This is a genomic window from Rhizobium sp. Root1212 (assembly GCF_001424985.1).
Lineage (GTDB): Bacteria > Pseudomonadota > Alphaproteobacteria > Rhizobiales > Rhizobiaceae > Pararhizobium.
Window position 1 is genome coordinate 112666 of sequence record NZ_LMDA01000023.1, and the last position, 19987, is coordinate 132652.

Here is a 19987-nt window from a genome sequence, read left to right on the forward strand (position 1 = left end):
TCCAAACCGGCCTCCCGTGCCGTTCCTTGAAGGAACTGGTTTTTATGGTTTCAGCGCCGGCCTCTTCAGGCGGCTGCCTTTTTCTTCAATCCTGCGGCGTAGCGCATGATTTCCTGTTCGTTGATTTCGTCGCCTTCGAGCATGCCGACGATGCGGCCCTCGCGCATGACCGCGACGCGGGTGCAGAGGCCGATGACCTCGGGCATTTCCGAAGAAACGACGATAATCGAGCGGCCGTCGCGGGCCAGCGCCGAGATGAAATGGTAGATTTGCTGTTTGGTGCCGACATCGATGCCACGCGTCGGCTCGTCGATGATGATGATGTCGGGTTCGGTTTCCATGACCTTGGCGAGCAGTAGCTTCTGCTGGTTGCCGCCGGACATACGGCCGGCGACGACATTGCCGTCGCGCACGCGGATATCGAAGCGGCGGCGGGCCTTTTCCAGCGCTGCCGCCTCGCTGGCGGGGCTGAGGTATCCAAGCTTGCCGTGCTTATCGAGAGACTGCAGCGTCAGGTTCGCCGTCATGCGCGAATTGAGCAGCAGGCCCTTCGACTTGCGGTCCTTGGTCATATAGGCAAGGCCGCTGCGGTTGACGGCGTGGGCGTCGCCCGACGTGACTGACTGGCCGTGGATCACGACCTCACCGCTGGCGCGGTGGCGCAAACCGGCGACCGCCTCCATCAGTTCCGTGCGGCCCGAGCCAATCAGGCCGGAAAAACCGAGGATCTCGCCCTTGCGGATATCGAAGGTCGCGTCGTGCACGTAGCCGGTCGAAAGCCCGGTGACGCTGAGGGTGATTTCTTCATCGACGTTGGGTTCGCTTTTTGCCGGGAAGAGTTTCGACAGTTCGCGGCCGACCATCAACTGGGCGATGGCCTCGCCGTCGAGGATTGCGGTCGGCGACGTCTTGATCCACTGGCCGTCGCGGAGCACGGTGACGCGGTCGGTCAGTTCCATGACTTCATCGAGCTTGTGGGATACGAACACGAAGCTCGTGCCTTTGTCGCGCAGCTTGCGCACCTGCCGGAAGAGATAATTGGTTTCCTCGCGCGACAGCACCGCGGTCGGTTCGTCCATGAAGATGATCCGGGCATCGCGGCTGATCGCCTTGGCGATCTCGACCATCTGCTTGTCGGCGATGGCAAGGCTGCTGATGAGGGCGTTTTCATCGACATGCGAGCCGAGCAGGTCGAGTACCCGGCGGGTCTCGGCTCGCATGAACTTGCGGTTGAGCACGCCGTAACGGGTGACCTCGCGGCCCAGAAACAGGCTTTCGGTGACCGTCAGGTGTTCGGCGAGGTTGAATTCCTGGTGGATGATGACGATGCCGAGCGCTTCGGCGGCGCCATTCGGCGGCAGCTTCACCGGCTTGCCGTCGAGCAGGATTTCGCCGGAGGTCGGTTGCTCGAAACCGGAGAGGATTTTGACGAGGGTGGACTTGCCGGCGCCGTTTTCGCCCATCAGCGCGTGGATCTCGCCGGCTCGCAAATCGAAATCGACGCTGAAGAGAACCTGCACGCCATTGAAAGACTTGGCGATTCTCCTCGCGGACAGCACGGTTGCGCCGTCTTCGACGATCTGCGAATTCATGATGTCCTCCCTGCGGCTCCCATCCGCTTGAGATGTTATGTAAACCTTTACATTGGCCATGTAAAGGTTTACATCGCCCATCAGAGCAGAATTCCTCTTGTCAGGATTTGACCTCCCGGCAAGTCTGTGTAGTGTCCCGCCGCAAGCAGACCTAAGGCAGAGCGCAGTGTCGAATTCCACGCCGGCAACCATCGAAGACGTCGCCCGGATCGCCGAGGTTTCGATCGCGACCGTCTCGCGTGCGATCCACACGCCGGAGAAAGTGGCCAATTCCACGCGTCTCAAGGTCAGTCAGGCGATCGCCATCACCGGCTATACGACCAATGCCATGGCGCGCAGCCTGCGGCTCGGCCGCTCCAACATGATCCTGGTGGTGGCGCCGGATATCGGCGACCCCAATTTTTCCAATATTCTTGTCGGCCTCGAAAACGAGGCGCGGTCCCATGGCTATGGGGTGCTGATCGGCCATACGCAGAACGAGCCCCAGCGCGGCCTCGAATATCTGAAGTTCTTGAATTCCAACCAAGCGGCAGGCTTGATCCTGTTCACTGGCATCCTGCCTTTCGGCCACCAGACGATGACGGCGCGGCTCCCGCCGAGCGTCGGCGTGTTCGAGCCGGTCTTCAACGGCGGCATTCCCTATGTCGGGGTCGACGATATCGAGGGTGCGCGCAAGGTGGTGGACCTGCTGCTGGCGGAAGGCCATCGCAAGATCGCGTTCATCGGCGATTCCCGCACGCGGCTTGCCTATAGCCGCCGCCGGGAAGGATATGAGGCGGGTCTGGATGCGGCGCATGTGCCGGCCGACCTGCGCATCGTCTTCGAGGGCGATGGCACGATCGAAAGCGGGCGTCTTGCAGTCGAGCAGCTTTTCATGCGCGATACGCTGCCGACGGCCTTCATGTGCGTCAACGACCAGACGGCGATTGGCGTGATGATCGGGCTTGGCGCGCGCGGCTACGATATTCCGCGCGATTTTTCCGTGACCGGCTTCGACGACGTGCCGCAGGCTTCCTTCATCTCACCGTCGCTGACGACGATCCGCCAGCCGCGCACGGCCATCGGCAAGCATGCCATGGCGCTGCTGCTGGAGCTTCTGTCCGACGGCCAACCGGCGGAGACGGAAATCCTGCTGCGGCCGGATCTCGTGGTACGCAATTCGGTTGCCGCACCTTCCCGGCAGTGGATCAAGCGCTGATCCTTACGAACAGCGCCTGACCGGTTTCTCCACTCAACCGTAACGGCGTGCCGCCGGGCGCTGAACGGCGGACGAAGGCTTGCCGTTCGACACGGTGAACTGTGCGGCAAGTTCCGTCAGCGTGGTGCTGACGCGCATCAGGTTGTGGGTCGCGGCATTGGTCTGCTCTACCATCGCGGCATTCTGCTGGGTCATGTGATCCATGCTGCCGACCGCCGTGTTGATCTCGCCTATGCCGATCGCCTGTTCGCGGGCCGAGCTGGTGATCGCGTCGATGTGGCCGTTGATATGGGCCACCTGTTCGCCGATGTTGCTCAGCGCTTCGCCTGTCTGGTTGACGAGGCTGACGCCGCGCAGCACGTCGGCGAAGGATTTGTCGATCAGGCCCTTGATCTCCTTGGCGGCATCGGCGGATTTCTGGGCGAGTTCGCGCACTTCCTGGGCGACGACGGCAAAGCCCTTGCCGGCCTCACCGGCCCGCGCGGCCTCGACGCCGGCATTCAGCGCGAGCAGGTTGGTCTGGAACGAAATTTCGTCGATGACACCGATGATCTGGGTGATGCGGCGCGAGGAATCCTCGATGGCGCTCATGGCGGATACCGCCTGCTCGACCACTTCGCCGGACTTGCGGGCTTCCGCCGTCGCATGGCCAACGACACGCCGGGCTTCTTCCGTGCGGCTCGCCGATTCCTTCGAGATGGTGGTGATCTCCTCGAGGGCGGCGGCGGTTTCCTCCAGCGACGCCGCCTGCTGTTCGGTGCGGCGGGCCATGTTGTCGGTGCCGGTGACCAGTTCGCTGGCATTGCCGGAGGTTTCGTCCGCGGCCTGCACGATCGAACCGAGCGCCTGGTCGAGCGTCGCCAGCGCGCAGTTGAAATTGTTCTTCATTGCGTCGAATTGCGGCGCGAGGTCTTCGTCGATGGTCGCGGTGAGGTCGCCCCTGGCGAGGCGCGCCAGCGACGTTTCCATGGCGTGCATCGCGTGATCCTGCTGGTCGGCAAGCAGGCGACGCTCGGCTTCCGATTTCTCGCGGGCTTCCTGCAAGGCTTCGAGATAGACCGAGATGCCGTAGTCCATGTCGATGAAGGCGGCCTTCATGACGGCGGTGATATCGAGGCTGAGGTCCTTGGCCTTCTTCCTGTAGAGAAAGCCGTCCAGATGCTTTTCGACGACGGCGCGCACGATCGATTCGACGATCATGGAATAGCCACCGATATACCAGCGGGGTTCCAGGCCGAGACGGGCGTGGACGCGGCCGATCGCGGTGACCGCTTCGACATATCCCGCATCGAAATCGGCGCCGGCGATCTTTTCCCAGTGCTTTGCCTGGCGCGATTTGGCGCTCTTCACATGCGCTTCGCTGGAGAAGAATTTCGAGGTGACGGGATGCGCGGTCGCCTTTTTGTAGAAGGTGTCGAGGGCGCCGTCGAGCGAGGCGGTGATAACAGGCTTTGCCTGGCGCAGCGCGTCGCGCTCGGCCTTGCCGAGGCCGACGAAATCAAGCCGGTCGCTGAGATCGCGACTAACGGAACCATGTGCAGTCATGCTGCTATCCTTTGACATCGAGAGAAACATGCGGGCTGCAGCTTCGACGTCATGTCGGCAGGGGAGGGCACGCGATCTGGAAAATAGAGTTAGGATTTCATAGTTAAGAATGACTGAATAAAATACCGCTGCGGCAAAATCGCATCGTCGGTAAGATGCTGCTTTTTCTGGTATTTTCTGGGGTTCTAGCGAATGTTAGGGAGGGCTCCGGCAAAATGACGCACCCGACCATCGTCGCATGTCCGGGCCGCCCGAAATAAAAAGGGGCGCCGAGGCGCCCCTTGAAATTGGCATCGCGGTCGCGATCAGACGTAGCGGTTAACGATGTTTTCGAGCAGTTCCTGCTGGCCCGAGCGCGGCTTCGGGTTCAGGTCCGTCTGCTCGACATAAGCCGCGATCTCGTCAAGGGACATGCCGTTCAGGCGTTTCTGGCCTTCTGCGGTCTTCCAGCCGGCATAGCGGGCTTCGAGCGGAGCCGAGAGCGCCTTGTCCTCGATCATCTTCGCCGCTGCCTTCAGGCCGCGGGCGCAGCAATCCATGCCGCCGATATGGCCGATCAGGAGGTCGACCGGGTCGATGGACTGGCGGCGCAGCTTGGCGTCGAAATTGGTGCCGCCCGTGGTAAAGCCGCCGCCGGCCAGAACCTGATAGAAGGCGAGCGCCATTTCCGGCACGTTGTTCGGGAACTGGTCGGTATCCCAGCCGGACTGGTAGTCGTTGCGGTTCATGTCGATCGAACCGAAGATGCCGAGCGCATTGGCAAGTGCCAGTTCATGCTCGAAGGAATGGCCGGCGAGGATCGCATGGCCCTGCTCGATATTGACCTTCACCTCGTTTTCAAGGCCGTAGTTCTTGAGGAAGCCGTAGACGGTCGCCACATCGTAGTCGTACTGATGCTTGGTCGGCTCCTGCGGCTTAGGCTCGATCAGGATCGCGCCCTTGAAGCCGATCTTGTGCTTGTATTCGACAACCATGTTGACGAAGCGGCCGAGCTGGTCGAGTTCCTGCTTCAGGTTGGTGTTGAGCAGGGTCTCGTAGCCTTCGCGGCCACCCCACAGCACGTAGTTTTCCCCGCCCAGACGCTGGGTGGCGTCGATGCAGGTCTTTACCGTCGCTGCGGCAAAGGCAAAGACATCCGGGTCGGGGTTGGTGGCGGCGCCGGACATATAGCGGCGGTTCGAGAAGAGGTTTGCCGTGCCCCAGAGCAGTTTGACGCCGGTGGCGGCCTGCTTTTCGGCGAAATAATCGACGATCTCGTTCAGGTTCCTGGTGTTTTCGGCGAAGTTCTTGCCTTCCGGGCGGACGTCGGCGTCGTGGAAGCAGTAGTAGGGCGTGCCGAGCAGCGAGAAGAATTCGAAGGCGACATCGGCCTTCAGCTTGGCGGCCTTCATGCTGTCTTCAAACCACGGACGCTCGAAGGTCTGGCCGCCGAAGGGATCGCCGCCCGGCCAGACAAAGGTGTGCCAATAGGCGACCGCAAAGCGCAGATGGTCTTCCATGCGCTTACCGAGAACGATCTCGTCGGGATTGTAGTGGCGGAAGGCGAGCGGATTGGTGCTTTCCGGGCCTTCATATCTGATCTTGGCGATATCGCCGAAGAAGCCTGTGCTCATGGGTGTCTCCTGTTGGATCTGTTTTCAATAGGCATCGCGGATGGCGGGGTAGAGCCGCCGGTAGCGCTGATAGGCAGCCTCATAGGCCTCGCGGAGCGCCGTATCGGGCTCGATGGTTTCGGCGGTCGCCGGCGGCGTGAAGACCGACAGCGGGTCTTTGGCCGTAGCAGCGACAAGGCCGAGACGGGCGGCACCGAAGGCCGCGCCGAAATCGCCATCGGCTGGAACATCGACCGGCAGGTTCAGCGCGGTGGCGATTGAGCGCAGCCAGTAGCGCGAACGCGAGCCGCCGCCGATGGCGGTGACACGCGACAGCGTCGTGCCGGCCGATTTCAGCGCTTCAAGGCTGTCGCGGATGGCGAAGGAGACGCCTTCGAGCACGGCCTGCGTCAGCACCACCCGGCTGCTCTCATGGCTGAGGCCGGCAAAGACGCCGCGGATGGTGGCATCGTTGTGCGGTGTGCGTTCGCCGGAAAGATAGGGCAGGAAGGTGACGCCGGTCGGGGCCTTCAGGGTGTCACCTAGCTCGCCGGTCAGTTCGGCGGCACTTTTTCCGGTGACGCCGGCATGCCAGTTGAGGGCATCGGTGGCCGAGAGGATCACGCCCATCTGGTGCCAGGTGTTGGGAAGCGCATGGCAGAAGGCGTGCACGGCGCTGGCCGGGTTCGGCAGGTACCTGGCATTGGCGGCAAACAGCACGCCGGAGGTGCCAAGCGAGACGAAGGCATGGCCTTCGCCCACCGTGCCCATGCCGCAGGCCGACGCCGCGTTGTCGCCTGCGCCGCCGGCAATGACCACACCTAACCCCATACCCCAGCGCGCGGCGATCTCGGCCTTCAGCGTACCGCCGGGCTCGGTGCCTTCGATCAGCGACGGCATCTGGTCGAGCGTCATGCCGGTTGCCGCAAGCAGGGCCTCGGACCAGGCGCGCTTGCCGGTGTCGAGCCAGGAGGTGCCGGCGCTATCCGACATTTCGGAAATATGCTCGCCGGTTAGCCACAGGCGCAGATAGTCCTTCGGCAGCAGCACCCTGGCGACCTTGGCAAAAATTTCCGGCTCGTTTTCCGCGACCCAGACGAGTTTCGGCGCGGTGAAGCCGGGGAAGACGATGTTGCCCGTCAAGGCGCGGAATTGCGGATCGGAATCGAGGCGGGCCGCCTGATGGTAGCTGCGGGTATCGTTCCAGAGAATGCAGGGGCGCAGGACCCGGTCATCGGCGTCGATCAGCGTCGCACCGTGCATGTGGCCGGAAAGGCCGATGCCGCGGACGGCGGCGAGTTCCTTGGGATGGGCGGCTTTTAGGCCCGCGACGGCTTCTTCCGTGGCGCGGACCCAGGCGGCCGGGTCCTGCTCCGACCAGCCGGGATGGGGGCGCGAAACATCCATCGCGCCGGAGGCGGAGCCCACCACCCGCTGGGCTTCGTCGATCAGAAGCGCTTTTACCCCGGATGTACCGAGATCGAGACCGAGATACATGCTGTTCTCCTAGAGGTCTTCGCGGGGCGTTCTCGCCTCGTCGAAGGGCAGGTTGTCCTTGAGGAAGATATCGATGCGGATGCGCTCCTGCGCGCCGATGACGGCAAGGCCATCGGCCTTCGCCTTCAGGACGCGGATGGCTGATCGCACCTCATGGCCGGCATCCTGATTCAGGACGGCGTCGATCAGGCTGTCCTGCAGGGCGCGTCGGGTGTGGGGCGTCAGTTCGTGGGCGATGACGCAGGGTTTTGAAGGACTTGTCTTGAGCGCGGTGATCAGGCCGCGATTGCCGGCGCCGAGCGAATAGATGCCGGCGATATCGGGATGGGTTTCCAAGGCTCCGCGCACCAGGCGTTCAGCCTCGGTCGGATCGTCGTGACCTTCGAGAACGGGCAGGATCGTGCGGCCGGGAAATTCCGCGTCCAGCACGGCGCGAAAACCTTCCAGACGTTCGCGATGGTCGCGCACCAGCATGGAGCCGGCGAGCACGGCAACCGGGCCGGGGCGTTCGCCGAGGAAACGGCCCATCAGGTTGCCGGCGGTGCGACCGGCGGCGGTGTTGTCTACGCCGGCAAAATGATCCCGATTGGAACCCGAGAGATCGGAGACCAATGTGACGACGGGGATGCCGTCATCACGCAACCGGTTGACGGAGGCGGCTACCTCCGGGGAATCGACTGCCACCACGGCAATGCCGGCGGGACGGATGGCGTGAGCTTCTTCCAAAGCAGCCTGCAGGGCAGGGGCGTCGAAGGCCGGTACGGTGACGATCGAAATCTGGGTGCGCTCGAAGGCTGAGCGTTCGATGGCGGCGCGGATTTCGGCCTCCAGCCCGCGCATGAACGAGTTGTCGCCGGCGGGCAGGATGAAGACCAGCGGGTAGATGCGGCTCTTGGCGAGATTGGCGGCGGCGACATCTCTGATATAGCCGATACGCTCGATCGCCTTTTCCACCTTTTCGCGCGTCACGGTGCGGACGCCCGGACGCAGGTTCAGTACCCGGTCGACGGTCGCAAGGCTCACCCCCGCGGCAGCGGCAATGTCATGAACGGTTGGGCGCATCTTTTCCTCCGCGGCAAGCTTTAGAGGAATTTTTGATGTACGTAAATCAGAAATTAGCGGACAATAGCGCCGGCTGAGAATGTAGTTGTTTTTAATTTGGAATTTCTGATGCAGTAGGCGGTATTCGTGGGGCGAAAGGTGCGGCATTTCCCTTCTCCCCGCTTGCGGGGAGAAGGTGGCCGACAGGCCGGATGAGGGGCCTACAGGCAAGGAATGCCCCTCACCCTAGCCCTCTCCCCGCAGGCGGGGAGAGGGGACGACTGAGGATTTTGGCATCTCCGTCGGCTCGCAATTGCCTACGCAAGGCAGACGGGCGATCTCAGCTTCCCAGATGCTTCTCGCCGCGCTTTTTGGCGAGTTCGATCTGCTGCTGGCGCTGGCGGTAGCGCTGCCGGTCCTCGTCGGTGCGGACCTCGTGGCAGTGAACGCAGGCCACGCCGTCTTCATGATGAGGCGATTTCAGGTCTTCCAGCGTCAGCGGCTGGCGGCAGGCGTGGCAGAGGGTGTGCTCGCCTTCCTTCAGGCCATGGGTCACCGAAACGCGGTCGTCGAAGACGAAGCAGGCGCCTTCCCAGAGGCTTTCTTCCTCCGGCACGGTTTCCAGATATTTGAGGATGCCGCCCTTGAGGTGATAGACCTCGTCGAAGCCCTGCTCCTTCATGAAGGCCGTCGCCTTCTCGCAGCGGATGCCGCCGGTGCAGTACATGGCGATCTTCGGCTTGTTGTGCAGGCCGGTGTTGTTCTTCACCCAGTCGGGGAACTCGCGGAAGGTCTTGGTCTGAGGATCGACCGCACCCCTGAAGATGCCGATGGCCGTCTCGTAATCGTTGCGGGTGTCGATGACGATTGTTTCCGGATCGGAGATCAGCGCGTTCCAGTCCTTCGGCTCGACATAGGTGCCGACAACCTTGTTGGGGTCGATATCCTCGACGCCCATGGTGACGATTTCCTTCTTCAGCCGCACCTTTATGCGCAGGAAAGGCATGGCGGAAGCGCGGCTTTCCTTGTGCTCCAGCAAAGCGAATTCCGGCTGCGACCGCAGGAAGGCGAGGACAGCGGCAATGCCGGCATCGGTGCCGGCGATGGTGCCGTTGATGCCCTCATGGGCGATGAGCAGCGTGCCCTTCACGCCGTTTTCGTCGCAAAGCGCCTGCAGGGCCGCACGAAAATCGGCGAAACGTGGAAAGGAAACAAAATGATAGAGCGCAGCCACGAGAAACGGGCTGTCCTGTGCCGGAGCGATGGCATCCGGGCGGGCGGTGTCGAGCGTGTCGGTCATGGCCGGTGAAATACAGCTTTCCGGCGTTTCGCGCAATCTGCCGCAGCGTTGCCGGTTCAAGCCGACATCTGCGGCAGGCCTTCGAGAGCGAGGTAGTGGTTGGAATAGCGATAGTTTCCGGTCACCTCGCGACCGATCCAGTCCGGGATCGGCGGCAGGTCGGTTTCGCTTTCCATTTCGACCTCGGCGATAACAAGGCCGCGCAGGTCGCCCTGATAGACGTCGATCTCCCAGGTGAAGCCGCCGTGGGGAACGCAGTAGCGCGTCTTTTCGATAACGACGCCGATTGCCTGGCGCATCATGTCTTCGGCGTCATCGAGCGGAATGTCATATTCGAATTCCTCGCGCACCACCGCGCTCTTGGAAATCTTGGTGGTGAGTTGCGCCCGCTTTCCTCCGGAAATGCGCACCCTGACCGAACGATCGTCCATGGCGACGATATAGGCCTGTTTCAGCCGGGTGCCGCCGTCGGTCAGCTTGCGCCAGCGGTCGCCGGCGACGAGGAACTTGCGCTCTATTTCCTTCGCCATCAATTCTGCCCCTGGTGTGGTTGATCTTGTGGCCGCGGGAGACTAGCAATCCTTAAGATTTTTGCAAATCCTGCTTTCTTGCCTTTGTTTGCCGGGCTGCACGTCTTGCAAGGCTGCAATGATAACGCACCTCTCGACATGGGGCGTGCGCGGGAGTATTGCAACGGTATCTAATCGTTTTAAAAGCCTGGAGGCCTGCATGAGCACGAAGACCGACAAACTGCTTTCCGTTCTCAAGCTGCAGCCGGTCGTTCCGGTCCTGGTCATCGACGATCTGGCAACGGCGGTGCCGCTGGCCCGTGCGTTGGTCGCCGGCGGCCTGAAAGCCATCGAGATCACGCTGCGCACGCCGGCCGCTCTCGACGCCATCCGCGCGGTGGCCGATCAGGTCGAAGGCGCCGTTGCCGGTGCCGGCACGATCCTCAATGCCGCGCAGTACGAGCAGGCCGTCAAGGCGGGTTCGCAGTTCATCGTCAGCCCCGGCACGACGCAGGAACTGATCGATGCTGCCAATGACAGCGACATCCCGCTGCTGCCGGGCGCTGCGACGGCGAGCGAAGTCATGGGCCTGCGCGAAGAAGGCTATGAGGTGATGAAGTTCTTCCCGGCCGAGCAGGCCGGCGGTGCGGCCTATCTGAAGTCTCTCTCTTCGCCGCTCGCCGGCACGCTGTTCTGCCCGACCGGCGGCATTTCGCTGTCGAATGCGAAGGATTACCTGTCGCTGCCGAACGTCGTCTGCGTCGGCGGCTCCTGGGTCGCGCCGAAGGATCTGGTCGCCAAGGGCGACTGGGCGGGCATCACGAAGCTCGCTTCCGAGGCTTTCGCGCTGAAGGGTTGATCCTGAAAGAGCTTTTTTATCCGCGGGGCCGCCTTTGGGCGGCCTTGTCATTTGTATTCCCTTCTTCATGTTCCTATGTCTCAATCCTGCTTCAACCAGCAAGGGAGTGAGCCCCACATGTTCGACGCGAAGAAACTTCTGGATCAGTTCCTCGGCAGCGAAATCCCCGGTGCCGGCGGCACCGTGCGCGACCGCGCGGGCCAAGCGATCCAGATGGCCAAGGACAATCCCTGGAAGGCGGGCGCCCTTGCCGCCGTGCTGCTCGGCACCGAAACCGGGCGCGACGTGGCCGGAACCGCGGCAAAGCTTGGCGGTCTCGCGGCCATCGCCGGCCTCGGCTATCAGGCCTACAAGAATTATCAGGCCGGCAAGGAGCCGGTCGCTCAACCCGATCCCGCGCAGCCGCAGGCCCAGCCCGAACTCCTGCCGCCGCCGGCCGATTCCGGCTTTAGTACGGAGCCTGCCGTGGTGCGCAACGATTTCGTGCTGTTTCTCGTGCGGGCGATGATCGCGGCCGCCCGCGCCGATGGCCATATCGACGATACCGAGCGCGCGCGGATTATGGACAAGGTGAAACTTGCCGGTCTCGATGCCGAAGCCGAGCAGTTCCTGAACGACGAACTGACCAAGCCCACCGATCTCGATGCCATCGTCGCAGCGGCCCAGACGGAAGAGGAGAAGGTGGAGCTTTATACCGCTTCGCGTCTGGCCATCGAGCCGGATAGCCGCGCCGAGCGGGGTTATCTCGATCTGCTCGCCGGCCGTCTCGGTCTTGCCGATGCGCTGGTCGATCATATCGAGGCGACGGTTTCCGCGGCCAAGGCACCGGTGGCGCCGACAGGGTCCAATCCCTGGGCGTAAGGTTTTGACACGATCATCAAGCCTCCGCTCCGAAACCGGCGCGGAGGTTTTTTGTGACTGGCTTTCGTTTCGGAATTTCGTTAGCGATAGCCGCACAGGATCAAGGAGAGAATGATATGGCCGAGGGCAAGGATAACGAACGTTCGCCGGCCATTGCCGCCGCCGTCATTCTTCTCGTGGTCGGCTTCGGCTTCTTCCTGCTCCCGAAGGCGATGCTCTGGATCGGCGATTTTTCACCGTGGCTGGCGGCCGTGTTCGGCACGCTGTGCGTGCTCGGCTTCTTTCTGATTTTCTGGCTGCGCGCTCGCTACCAGCGCAAGCGTGGGCTCTGACGTCTCAAGCCTGCAGCGCCGCGCCCAGAAGCACCAGTCCCAGCACCAGCACCAGCAAGGCTCCGAAAATCTCGATGGCATTGCCGATGCGCGTCGCCGTAGTTGCCGATGAGGCATAACGCACGGCAAAATCCTTGGCGGTGACGGCCAGGGTCGCCAGTGCCGAGACGGTGATGGCCGTGCCGACCGACATGGCTAAGACCGACAGCACGCCGCCGATATAAAGGCCGTTCAGCAACGCGAAGCTCAGCACGATCAGCGCGCCGGAGCAGGGGCGCAACCCCACCGCGACGATCGCCGACCATGCCTCGCGCCAATCGAAGGTTTCGCCCTTCAACATGGAAGGATCGGGCGCATGGGCGTGGCCGCAGGTCGAGCAGACTTCGCCGGCCTCATGGTGGTGATGGCCATCATGATGATGGTCATGGTGATGGTGATCGGTTGCCAAGGCGGGCACGAGCGCCGGTTCGCGCACCATCATTGCCTTCAGCTTGCGATAGAGCAGCCATCCGCCGAAGGCGGCGATCAGGGCGTAGCTGGTGGTTTCCAGAAACTGGGTCGCTTGCGTCATCGAAATCGAGGAGCCGCGCAGCACCAGATAAGCGGCGCCGACCAGCAGGATGGCGACGATGCCCTGCAGGAAGGAGGAGAGGAAGGAAAGCACGACGCCGCGTTTCAGCTCCGTCTCGTTGGCGATCATGTAGGAGGAGATGACGGCCTTGCCGTGGCCGGGGCCGGCCGCATGGAAAACGCCATAGGAGAAGGAAAGCCCGATCAGCGACCAGAGCTGCCACGGGTTTTCGCGCATGCCTTTGAGCGCGGCCGTCAACGTGTGATAAAAACCCTGCTGTTCGCGGTTGACCCAGGCAAAGAAGCCGCCGAAAGGCCCGGTCATGTTGAAGGCGGGCTCCGCCGTGCCGATGCCGAGCGGCGATTGCGCATGGGCGAGCGTGGCCCACGTGGCCGCGATGCCGAGGGCGGTCAGGGCAAGGACGATCGGCCGGCGGGCTTTCAGCATGTGAACTCGATCCTTGTGGCAAACATCTTCGACATGTCGGTGCCGGTCGGGTCGTTGAAGAAGGCGTCCGTCAGGCTTGCCTTATTTTCCGACAGCACCTCGTCGGGATCGGGGCGAACCACCTTGTGCTCGCAGGCGCTGATCTTGTCGCCGACCGGCGCGAGATCGTCGTCGGTCGGAAAATCGATCGCGGTATACATGGTGGGATCGTAGACGCCGAAGGAGAGCCTGCCCTTGAGCGGGATGGTCTCGGCGGGCTTGACGGCGAACATCAGCAGCAGCTGGCCATCCTTATAGTCGGCGACGATGCCGTCCGGCTTGGTGACTTTCACGCTTTTGCCGTTGTCGAGGATGGTCGTGTAATAGTTGTATTCCTGCAGCGAATCCAGAACCGTCTGGCCGATCTCCTGGAGTTCGTCCGGGTCGAGCTGTGCGTTCGAATTCTTGTCGAAATCCATCACCACACTGGCCGTGAACAGGTCGTCGAAACGCCAGACGTTGCGCAGTTCGGAAATCTCATTTTTGTCGTCGGTGACGATTTCGAGCCGCGCCTCGGCGAAGATATGCGGATGGGCAATGGCCATCGATGGCAAGAGTGCTGCGGCCGCAGCAAAAAGGACGGATAGACGGTTCATGAGGCTTCCCTTGCCTGGAGACGACAGCAGGCATCGTGGCGATGCATGCGGCCGAAATGGGACGGAATTGGGACTGGCCCGCGTCAGCTGTTCTTGCGAAACCACGCCGTCAGGAAATCGACGAGGGTGCGTACCTTGGTCGGCAGATAGCGGCGATGCGGATAGATGGCATAGATGCCGCGGTCGTTCGGCAGGTATTCCTCGAACAGCGAGACGAGCGTGCCGGCGGCGATCTTCGGGCGAGCGATGAACTCCGGCACGGAGGCGACACCGACGCCCGATTCGGCGGCGCGCACGGCGGCAAGCGGGCTGTTGACCTCGATCGGGCCGCTCACCGGCACGCTGAAGCCGGTGCCGTCCTTCTCGACGAAGCGCCAGTTGCTGTAGGAGCGGCCGTTGGTGTCGATGACGCAGGCGATCTTGGAAAGTTCGGACGGGTGGACGATCGGCCCGGTCATCGCCAGGAAACGCGGCGAGGCGCAGATCTTCAACTGAAAATCCGCAAGCTTGCGGGCGATGAGGGCCGAATCCTCAAGCTTGGTGACCCGGATCGCCACATCGAAGCCTTCCTCCACCAGATCGACGAAGCGGTCGTCGGAGACGATTTCCAGTGACAGTTCGGGATGCGCCTTGCCGAAATCGATCAATGACTGGCCGATCTCGGCATCGACGAAGGTGCGTGGCGCGGTGATCCTGAGCTTGCCCTTGAGGTCGGAATTGCCGGCGCGCACGAGATCGGCGAGATTGTCGATCTCCTTCAGGATTTCGGATGCCGTGCGGTAATAGGTATGGCCGGCTTCGGTGAGCGAGAACTGGCGCGTGGTGCGGTTCAAGAGCAGGGCGCCGAGTTCGTCTTCCAGTTCGCGCACATATTTGGAAAGCAGCGCCTTGGAGCGACCGACCTTGCGGGCGGCGGCGGAGAAGCCTTCGGCATCGACGACATCGATGAAGGCGCGGATGCGGGTCAAGGTATCCATTCAGCTCTCCTGATTCTCAAGGCACCCGATTCGCGGCGGTTCGTCATTCCGGCCGGAGCGGCGAAAAGAAACCGCCCTTTGGGGTCGCCATTTCGGCGCGTGTTTTTCGCGCTGCTAAAATTCTCAGAAAATTATGTGAAAACAGTAGGTTGGATTTGGCCGGGAGGTCAAGGAAATTGTTCGCTAAATGTGAACGGAAAAGAGCCTTCCGTTTCACTTCAAAAAATATTTCCCTGCCGGAAAAATCCTCTTGATTACGACAATGATTTTTCTTATCTCCCCCTTGCCCAAAGTCGCACGTGCCTGTGGGTGTCCGCCGACCCTCGAACTGGGATACGTCCCTAAGGTGAGGTCATCGGTAAGGTACCTGGAACTAACCGCTCCAGTCGCTATTCCGGCCAACCGGGAAATGCGAGGACATCTTGAAGCAACGACGGTGCGGGCCTTTTTGTTCTCTGCCGGCTTTCCATCAGCCGGGGTTACTTAGAGGCACACCTTCATTGCCGGAAGTGCGGTCGGGTTCCCCCACCAATCCATGGCAGACAAAGCGGATCAAAAGCTCTTGGCAGGGCGTTGATCCATCATCCGCGCTGTACGAGCGCATGCGTGGTACCGGGGTCTCCACCGGCTGGTTCCTATGCGCGCACTCGTATGCCCTTTGTCCTCCGGGTTTCCGGAGCCTATGGAATATGGGGAATACCACCATGATGACTGCACGTATCGCCGACTTCCTGAACACCCGACGTCCCGACGGTCCTTGCCTCGTGGTCGATCTCGACGTCGTCAGCGACAACTTCAAGGCGTTCCGTCATGCCATGCCGGACAGCGCGATCTTCTATGCCGTCAAGGCCAACCCGGCGCCGGAAATCCTGCGCCTTCTCGCCAGCATGGGTTCCAACTTCGATTGCGCGTCCGTCGCTGAAATTGAAATGGCGCTTAATGCCGGCGCGACCGCGCAGCGCATCTCCTATGGCAACACCATCAAGAAGGAGCGCGATGTCGCTCGCGCGCATGCGCTCGGCGTGTCGCTTTTCGCGGTCGACAGCCATGAGGAAGTCGAGAAGATTTCCCGTGCTGCTCCGGGCGCCCGTGTGTTCTGCCGCGTCCTGACCGATGGCGAAGGCGCCGAATGGCCGCTGTCGCGCAAGTTCGGCTGCGTTCCGCAGATGGCCGTCGACGTTCTCGTCTACGCCCGCCAGCTCGGCCTCGTTTCCTATGGCGTCTCGTTCCATGTCGGTTCGCAGATGACCAAGCTCGACGCCTGGGATGCGGCCCTGTCGGACGCCAAGCGCGTTTTCGTCTCGCTTGCCAAGCAGGGCATCGAGCTGAAGATGGTCAACATGGGCGGCGGTTTCCCGACCAAGTACCTGCGCGACGTTCCGTCTGCCGAAGCCTATGGTCAGGCGATCTACGGCGCGCTGCGCAAGCACTTCGGCAACAACCTGCCGGAAACGATCATCGAGCCGGGCCGCGGCATGGTCGGCAATGCCGGCGTGATCAAGTCGGAAGTCGTGCTGATCTCGCGCAAGTCGGACAATGACGCCCATCGCTGGGTGTTCCTCGACATCGGCAAGTTCGGCGGCCTCGCCGAAACCATGGACGAAGCGATCCGTTACCCGATCCGCACCGCCCATGACGCCGACGAGATGGAGCCCTGCGTGCTGGCCGGCCCGACCTGCGATTCGGCCGACGTCATGTACGAGAAGAACATGTATCCGCTGCCGCTCTCGCTTTCGATCGGTGACGAAGTTCTGATCGAGGGCACCGGCGCCTACACGACGACCTACTCGGCCGTCGCCTTCAATGGCTTTGAGCCGCTGAAGTCCTACGTCATCTGACGTTTTGCGGCTCCCGAGCCTTTGGGACGGGAGCCGCACCTTCACAATTTTCGTCTGACACCGTCTGAAACGGTTTTGAGTTTCGGAGGCCACGATGGCCGCTGTTCTTGATTCTGTCCGTGCGTTCTTTGCGCACAACACCTTCACCATCGACCAGGAAAATCCGGGCGACATCGTCGCGCGCGAAAACCTGCTCGACCGCGCCATGGGGCCGAACCGCCGCCGCAAGTCGTCGGAAGCGCTGCGCCGCAACCGCGTTCCGGCCGAAGGTCTTGCCCTCGTTGCCCGCGATACCGATGGCCATGTCATCGGCACGGTGCGGCTGTGGAATGTCGAAGCCGGTGTCGACCGCGACGGCAGCTCCGTTCCGGCACTGCTGCTCGGTCCGCTCGCCGTTGATAGCGCGCAGGAAGGCAAGGGCATCGGCGGCGCGCTGATGCGGGCGGCCATCGCTGAAGCCAAGAAGCGCGGCCATGGCGCGATCCTGCTCGTGGGTGACGCCCCCTATTACGAGCGCTTCGGCTTCTTCGCCGACAAGGCGAAGCACCTCGTCATGCCCGGCCCGTTCGAGCGCCATCGGTTCCTCGGTCTCGAACTCAAGGCCGGCTGGCTGGACGGCGCCGTCGGTCTTCTGACCCCGAGCGGACGCAAGCTTGCGCGCCCGTCGCTGCGCAAGGCAGCGTGAAGGCGCCGAAAAGGTTGCTCCGAAACGCCCGGATAGTCTCCGGGCGTTTTCGTTTCAGAACGATCCGTTCAGGCGGGCGCCGATGGTGTTTGCCTTATAGTTTGCGTCGGCGTCGCTCTCGCTTTGCACGATGCGGGCATATTCGATTTCGAGCTTCGGCTTGTCGTCGGCGCCGAGCACCAGCTTTGCCGAAAGGCTGCGGCGTTTGCGGTTATAGATGTAATAGACATATTCGCTGTCGGCGAAGGTGTAGCTGAGGCCTGCCGCCACCGCCGGTGCGATGCGGAGGGCAAGGGCGGCGCTGTAGAGGCTGGTATCCTCGGCCACCGCATCGTCGATATCGCCGATCGACAGGCTGCGCTTGTAGCCGAGGGATGCTTCCAGAACCGAATTCGGCTTCCACATGGCTTCGGCGCGCAGGTACGGGTAACTGATACGCTCCAGCGGCGCGAGGCTATCGCTGGAGAGGATGGTGAAGCCGGCCTCGCCGATCAGAGTCAGCGTGCCGACCACCCGCGCATAGGCGAGCGCGCCGCGCAGCTTGGTGGCGGGAAAGCGGGCATATTTCTTCTGTTCCTCGTTCTCGATGAAGCTGCCTTCGATCTCGCCGCAGAAGCAGAGTTCGCCGCCGAGCGCCGGCACATAATGGCTAAGAGAAGCCGGCCAGCGAGACATCGGGATCGAGCTTCGTCGGTCGCAGCAGATTGATCGTAAAACGTGCATCTCCGTTTTTGAGGGTCGATGCCTTCACGGCCGCAACCGTCTTGCCGATAAAGCTTGAAGTTGTGTATTGGCCGGCGAACTGGAGCTGCCGGTCCGTCGTCCGGTAGCCGATGACCGATTGCGGCAGGGCGAGCAGCACGTCGCCGGAGGTGCTGCGCAGATAGGCGGCTTCCAGCTCGAACAATGCATCCTTTCCCAAGGCAAAACTATATCCGAGGTTGAGTTCGGTTTCATTGGTATCGCCGAAGCGATAGCGGCCGGTGCGCTTTTCCGCCTGGCGGATGGCGTAGCTGAGTTTTGTGCCATCCTGCTCCAGACTGCCGCGCAGCTTCAGCGTTTCCTGCCAAAATGTGCCGGAAAGGTTGTTCGCGTCCTCGAAAAGATTGCTCGAATGACCGATTTCGGTGAGGTAATCGAACTTCATTTCGGCCGCAGCCCTAGAGGGAAGGGCGGCGGCGAGGCTGAAAAACAGGACTGCCGATGCGGCCTTCATCTCAAGATACTCAACCCATGATTTTATAAGAGGACTATGCCCTTGGCTGGTTAACGAAAGGTAACAAAAGCACTCTTTGCGCGTATTAAATATCTAAATAAACTATATAAGTGTGTATCTTAAAGTTGTATTTATTATGGTTAATTATTTATTACGTTTTCCATCTATGCTTGCGAATTCTATTTCGAAACATATTCTCTTGGTTGTGCAAACGACTTGCACTTTCACAAAGGAGAACGGGACATGAAGACCAAATTCGCTATCGCCTGCATCGCTGCCGCATCCTCGATCCTGGCTGTTTCGCCCGCTTCCGCCGGAGGCTTGAGCCTTTTTTCGGGCAAGAACCTCGGTATCGGCAACGGCAATGACGTTGTCATCGGCCCCTCGGTCAACGTTGGCGACGTTCTGTCCGGAAACAACGTGCTGAACCAGGCGCTGAACGGCTCGCTGAACAACATCCTGTCGCAGAACGGCGGCCTGCTGGGTCTCAACATCCTCTCCGGCAACGGCAACATCACGGAAGGCGGCGGCAAGAAGCACCGCCACTGATCGAGGCCATACGGAAAAAGGGGTGGTGGCCCTCCTCCCCAGCGTAGCCACCCCTTCAGGCGGCGTCCGGCTATCCGGGCGCCGCTTTGGTTTTGTGGTCGGAATTGACAGGGGTTACGGATTGGCCTAGAGCCGGGCCAACGGGAAAGAGCCCCGGCCGTCCGCTGGCGAAAGCCAAGGTGAAGCTCTCGACGTAGACACGGTTATCCATGTTCATGGCATGCGATCCGGTGGCAATGCGGACCCCTCCATCAAGAAGCATGTCGTTGAAGGAGACCTGTCATGGGTACTGCATCAAGCGGCACTGTGCCGCTACCATCCCTGGAAGGCCTGAAGGAACAGGCCAAACGCCTGCGGGCAGCGCTCGAAGCGCAGGGACAAGACACAAGCCATTCGAAAGCTCTGGAACTCATCGCCAGCCAATACGGCTTTCGCGACTGGAATACGCTGCATGCCGTCGTCGGCAACCGGCCGCCGCTCAATCCGTGGATGCTCGGCTCGAAGGTGAAGGGGCTTTATCTCGGCCAGCCCTTCGAGGCCGAGATTTTGGGCGTGCAGGCGATCCAGTCGCAGCCGGGACGCTACCGGCTGACGCTGCATTTCGCCGAGCCCGTCGATGTCGTGACCTTCGACAGCTTCTCGGCCTTTCGCCAGCGTGTCCACTGCACCATCGGCGAAAACGGCCGCACCGTCGAGAAGACCTCGAACGGCCGGCCGCAGCTGGAGCTGTTCTGGTAGGGTGG

The 19987-nt window shown here is 61.7% G+C and carries 20 protein-coding genes; 8 read left to right on the plus strand and 12 right to left on the minus strand.

Annotated elements, in window-relative coordinates:
• Nucleotides 1–65: 65 nt before the first annotated feature.
• Nucleotides 66–1592, minus strand: coding sequence for a sugar ABC transporter ATP-binding protein (locus tag ASC86_RS18640; RefSeq protein WP_056324609.1), 1527 nt, complete (start codon nucleotides 1590–1592; stop codon nucleotides 66–68).
• A 166-nt stretch (nucleotides 1593–1758) separates the two neighbouring features.
• Here ASC86_RS18640 and ASC86_RS18645 point away from each other — a divergent pair, with 166 nt between their 5' ends.
• Nucleotides 1759–2790, plus strand: coding sequence for a LacI family DNA-binding transcriptional regulator (locus ASC86_RS18645; protein WP_056324611.1), 1032 nt, complete (start codon nucleotides 1759–1761; stop codon nucleotides 2788–2790).
• A gap of 33 nt (nucleotides 2791–2823) precedes the next feature.
• On the opposite strand, the gene ASC86_RS18650 is transcribed toward ASC86_RS18645, so the two are convergent.
• From ASC86_RS18650 to ASC86_RS18675, 6 genes are all read right to left on the minus strand, one after another.
• The gene (locus tag ASC86_RS18650; protein ID WP_056325161.1) at nucleotides 2824–4335 is read right to left on the minus strand and encodes a globin-coupled sensor protein; all 1512 of its coding nucleotides are present in this window, start codon (nucleotides 4333–4335) and stop codon (nucleotides 2824–2826) included.
• Between the two features lie 305 nt (nucleotides 4336–4640).
• Nucleotides 4641–5948, minus strand: a complete 1308-nt coding sequence (xylA, locus tag ASC86_RS18655) for a xylose isomerase (protein ID WP_056324615.1) — start codon at nucleotides 5946–5948, stop codon at nucleotides 4641–4643.
• Between the two features lie 24 nt (nucleotides 5949–5972).
• Nucleotides 5973–7424, minus strand: coding sequence for a xylulokinase (xylB, locus tag ASC86_RS18660; protein WP_056324617.1), 1452 nt, complete (start codon nucleotides 7422–7424; stop codon nucleotides 5973–5975).
• Between the two features lie 9 nt (nucleotides 7425–7433).
• Nucleotides 7434–8486, minus strand: a complete 1053-nt coding sequence (locus ASC86_RS18665; protein WP_056324620.1) for a LacI family DNA-binding transcriptional regulator — start codon at nucleotides 8484–8486, stop codon at nucleotides 7434–7436.
• Nucleotides 8487–8805: 319 nt separating this feature from the next.
• Nucleotides 8806–9765, minus strand: coding sequence for a rhodanese-related sulfurtransferase (locus tag ASC86_RS18670; RefSeq protein ID WP_056324622.1), 960 nt, complete (start codon nucleotides 9763–9765; stop codon nucleotides 8806–8808).
• A 56-nt stretch (nucleotides 9766–9821) separates the two neighbouring features.
• The gene (locus ASC86_RS18675; protein ID WP_056324625.1) at nucleotides 9822–10295 is read right to left on the minus strand and encodes a CYTH domain-containing protein; all 474 of its coding nucleotides are present in this window, start codon (nucleotides 10293–10295) and stop codon (nucleotides 9822–9824) included.
• Nucleotides 10296–10494: 199 nt separating this feature from the next.
• On the opposite strand from ASC86_RS18675, the gene ASC86_RS18680 reads away from it, so the two are divergent.
• From ASC86_RS18680 to ASC86_RS18690, 3 genes are all read left to right on the plus strand, one after another.
• On the plus strand, nucleotides 10495–11133 hold the full coding sequence (locus ASC86_RS18680; RefSeq protein WP_056324628.1) for a 2-dehydro-3-deoxy-phosphogluconate aldolase: 639 nt from the start codon (nucleotides 10495–10497) through the stop codon (nucleotides 11131–11133).
• Between the two features lie 117 nt (nucleotides 11134–11250).
• Nucleotides 11251–11994: a tellurite resistance TerB family protein gene (locus ASC86_RS18685; protein ID WP_056324630.1), complete on the plus strand. Its 744-nt coding sequence runs from the start codon at nucleotides 11251–11253 to the stop codon at nucleotides 11992–11994.
• A gap of 116 nt (nucleotides 11995–12110) precedes the next feature.
• Entirely contained in the window at nucleotides 12111–12326 is a 216-nt protein-coding gene (locus tag ASC86_RS18690; RefSeq protein WP_056324634.1) for a hypothetical protein, read from the plus strand.
• A 4-nt stretch (nucleotides 12327–12330) separates the two neighbouring features.
• Here ASC86_RS18690 and ASC86_RS18695 read toward each other — a convergent pair whose 3' ends face one another.
• The 3 genes from ASC86_RS18695 to ASC86_RS18705 form a co-directional block, all read right to left on the minus strand.
• The gene (locus ASC86_RS18695) at nucleotides 12331–13344 is read right to left on the minus strand and encodes a nickel/cobalt transporter (RefSeq protein ID WP_056324637.1); all 1014 of its coding nucleotides are present in this window, start codon (nucleotides 13342–13344) and stop codon (nucleotides 12331–12333) included.
• Complete coding sequence (locus ASC86_RS18700; protein WP_056324639.1) at nucleotides 13338–13979, minus strand: DUF1007 family protein; 642 nt, start codon at nucleotides 13977–13979, stop codon at nucleotides 13338–13340. The genes ASC86_RS18695 and ASC86_RS18700 overlap by 7 nt, the downstream gene beginning before the upstream one ends.
• An 83-nt stretch (nucleotides 13980–14062) precedes the next feature.
• Nucleotides 14063–14956, minus strand: a complete 894-nt coding sequence (locus ASC86_RS18705) for a LysR family transcriptional regulator (RefSeq protein ID WP_056324641.1) — start codon at nucleotides 14954–14956, stop codon at nucleotides 14063–14065.
• Nucleotides 14957–15660: 704 nt separating this feature from the next.
• On the opposite strand from ASC86_RS18705, the gene odc2 reads away from it, so the two are divergent.
• Together odc2 and ASC86_RS18715 are read left to right on the plus strand one after the other, a co-directional pair.
• Nucleotides 15661–16794 (plus strand): ornithine/lysine decarboxylase, encoded by a 1134-nt coding sequence (gene odc2 / locus ASC86_RS18710; RefSeq protein ID WP_056324644.1) that lies wholly within the window; start codon nucleotides 15661–15663, stop codon nucleotides 16792–16794.
• Nucleotides 16795–16888: 94 nt separating this feature from the next.
• Nucleotides 16889–17479 (plus strand): N-acetyltransferase, encoded by a 591-nt coding sequence (locus ASC86_RS18715; protein ID WP_056324646.1) that lies wholly within the window; start codon nucleotides 16889–16891, stop codon nucleotides 17477–17479.
• A 54-nt stretch (nucleotides 17480–17533) separates the two neighbouring features.
• Here ASC86_RS18715 and ASC86_RS18720 read toward each other — a convergent pair whose 3' ends face one another.
• Nucleotides 17534–18154 (minus strand): hypothetical protein, encoded by a 621-nt coding sequence (locus tag ASC86_RS18720; protein ID WP_056324649.1) that lies wholly within the window; start codon nucleotides 18152–18154, stop codon nucleotides 17534–17536.
• Nucleotides 18129–18695, minus strand: coding sequence for a hypothetical protein (locus ASC86_RS18725; protein WP_056324651.1), 567 nt, complete (start codon nucleotides 18693–18695; stop codon nucleotides 18129–18131). The genes ASC86_RS18720 and ASC86_RS18725 overlap by 26 nt, the downstream gene beginning before the upstream one ends.
• A gap of 243 nt (nucleotides 18696–18938) precedes the next feature.
• Here ASC86_RS18725 and ASC86_RS18730 point away from each other — a divergent pair, with 243 nt between their 5' ends.
• Complete coding sequence (locus tag ASC86_RS18730; RefSeq protein ID WP_056324654.1) at nucleotides 18939–19244, plus strand: hypothetical protein; 306 nt, start codon at nucleotides 18939–18941, stop codon at nucleotides 19242–19244.
• A 282-nt stretch (nucleotides 19245–19526) separates the two neighbouring features.
• Nucleotides 19527–19982, plus strand: coding sequence for a glyoxalase superfamily protein (locus tag ASC86_RS18735; RefSeq protein ID WP_056324657.1), 456 nt, complete (start codon nucleotides 19527–19529; stop codon nucleotides 19980–19982).
• Nucleotides 19983–19987 lie beyond the last annotated feature (5 nt).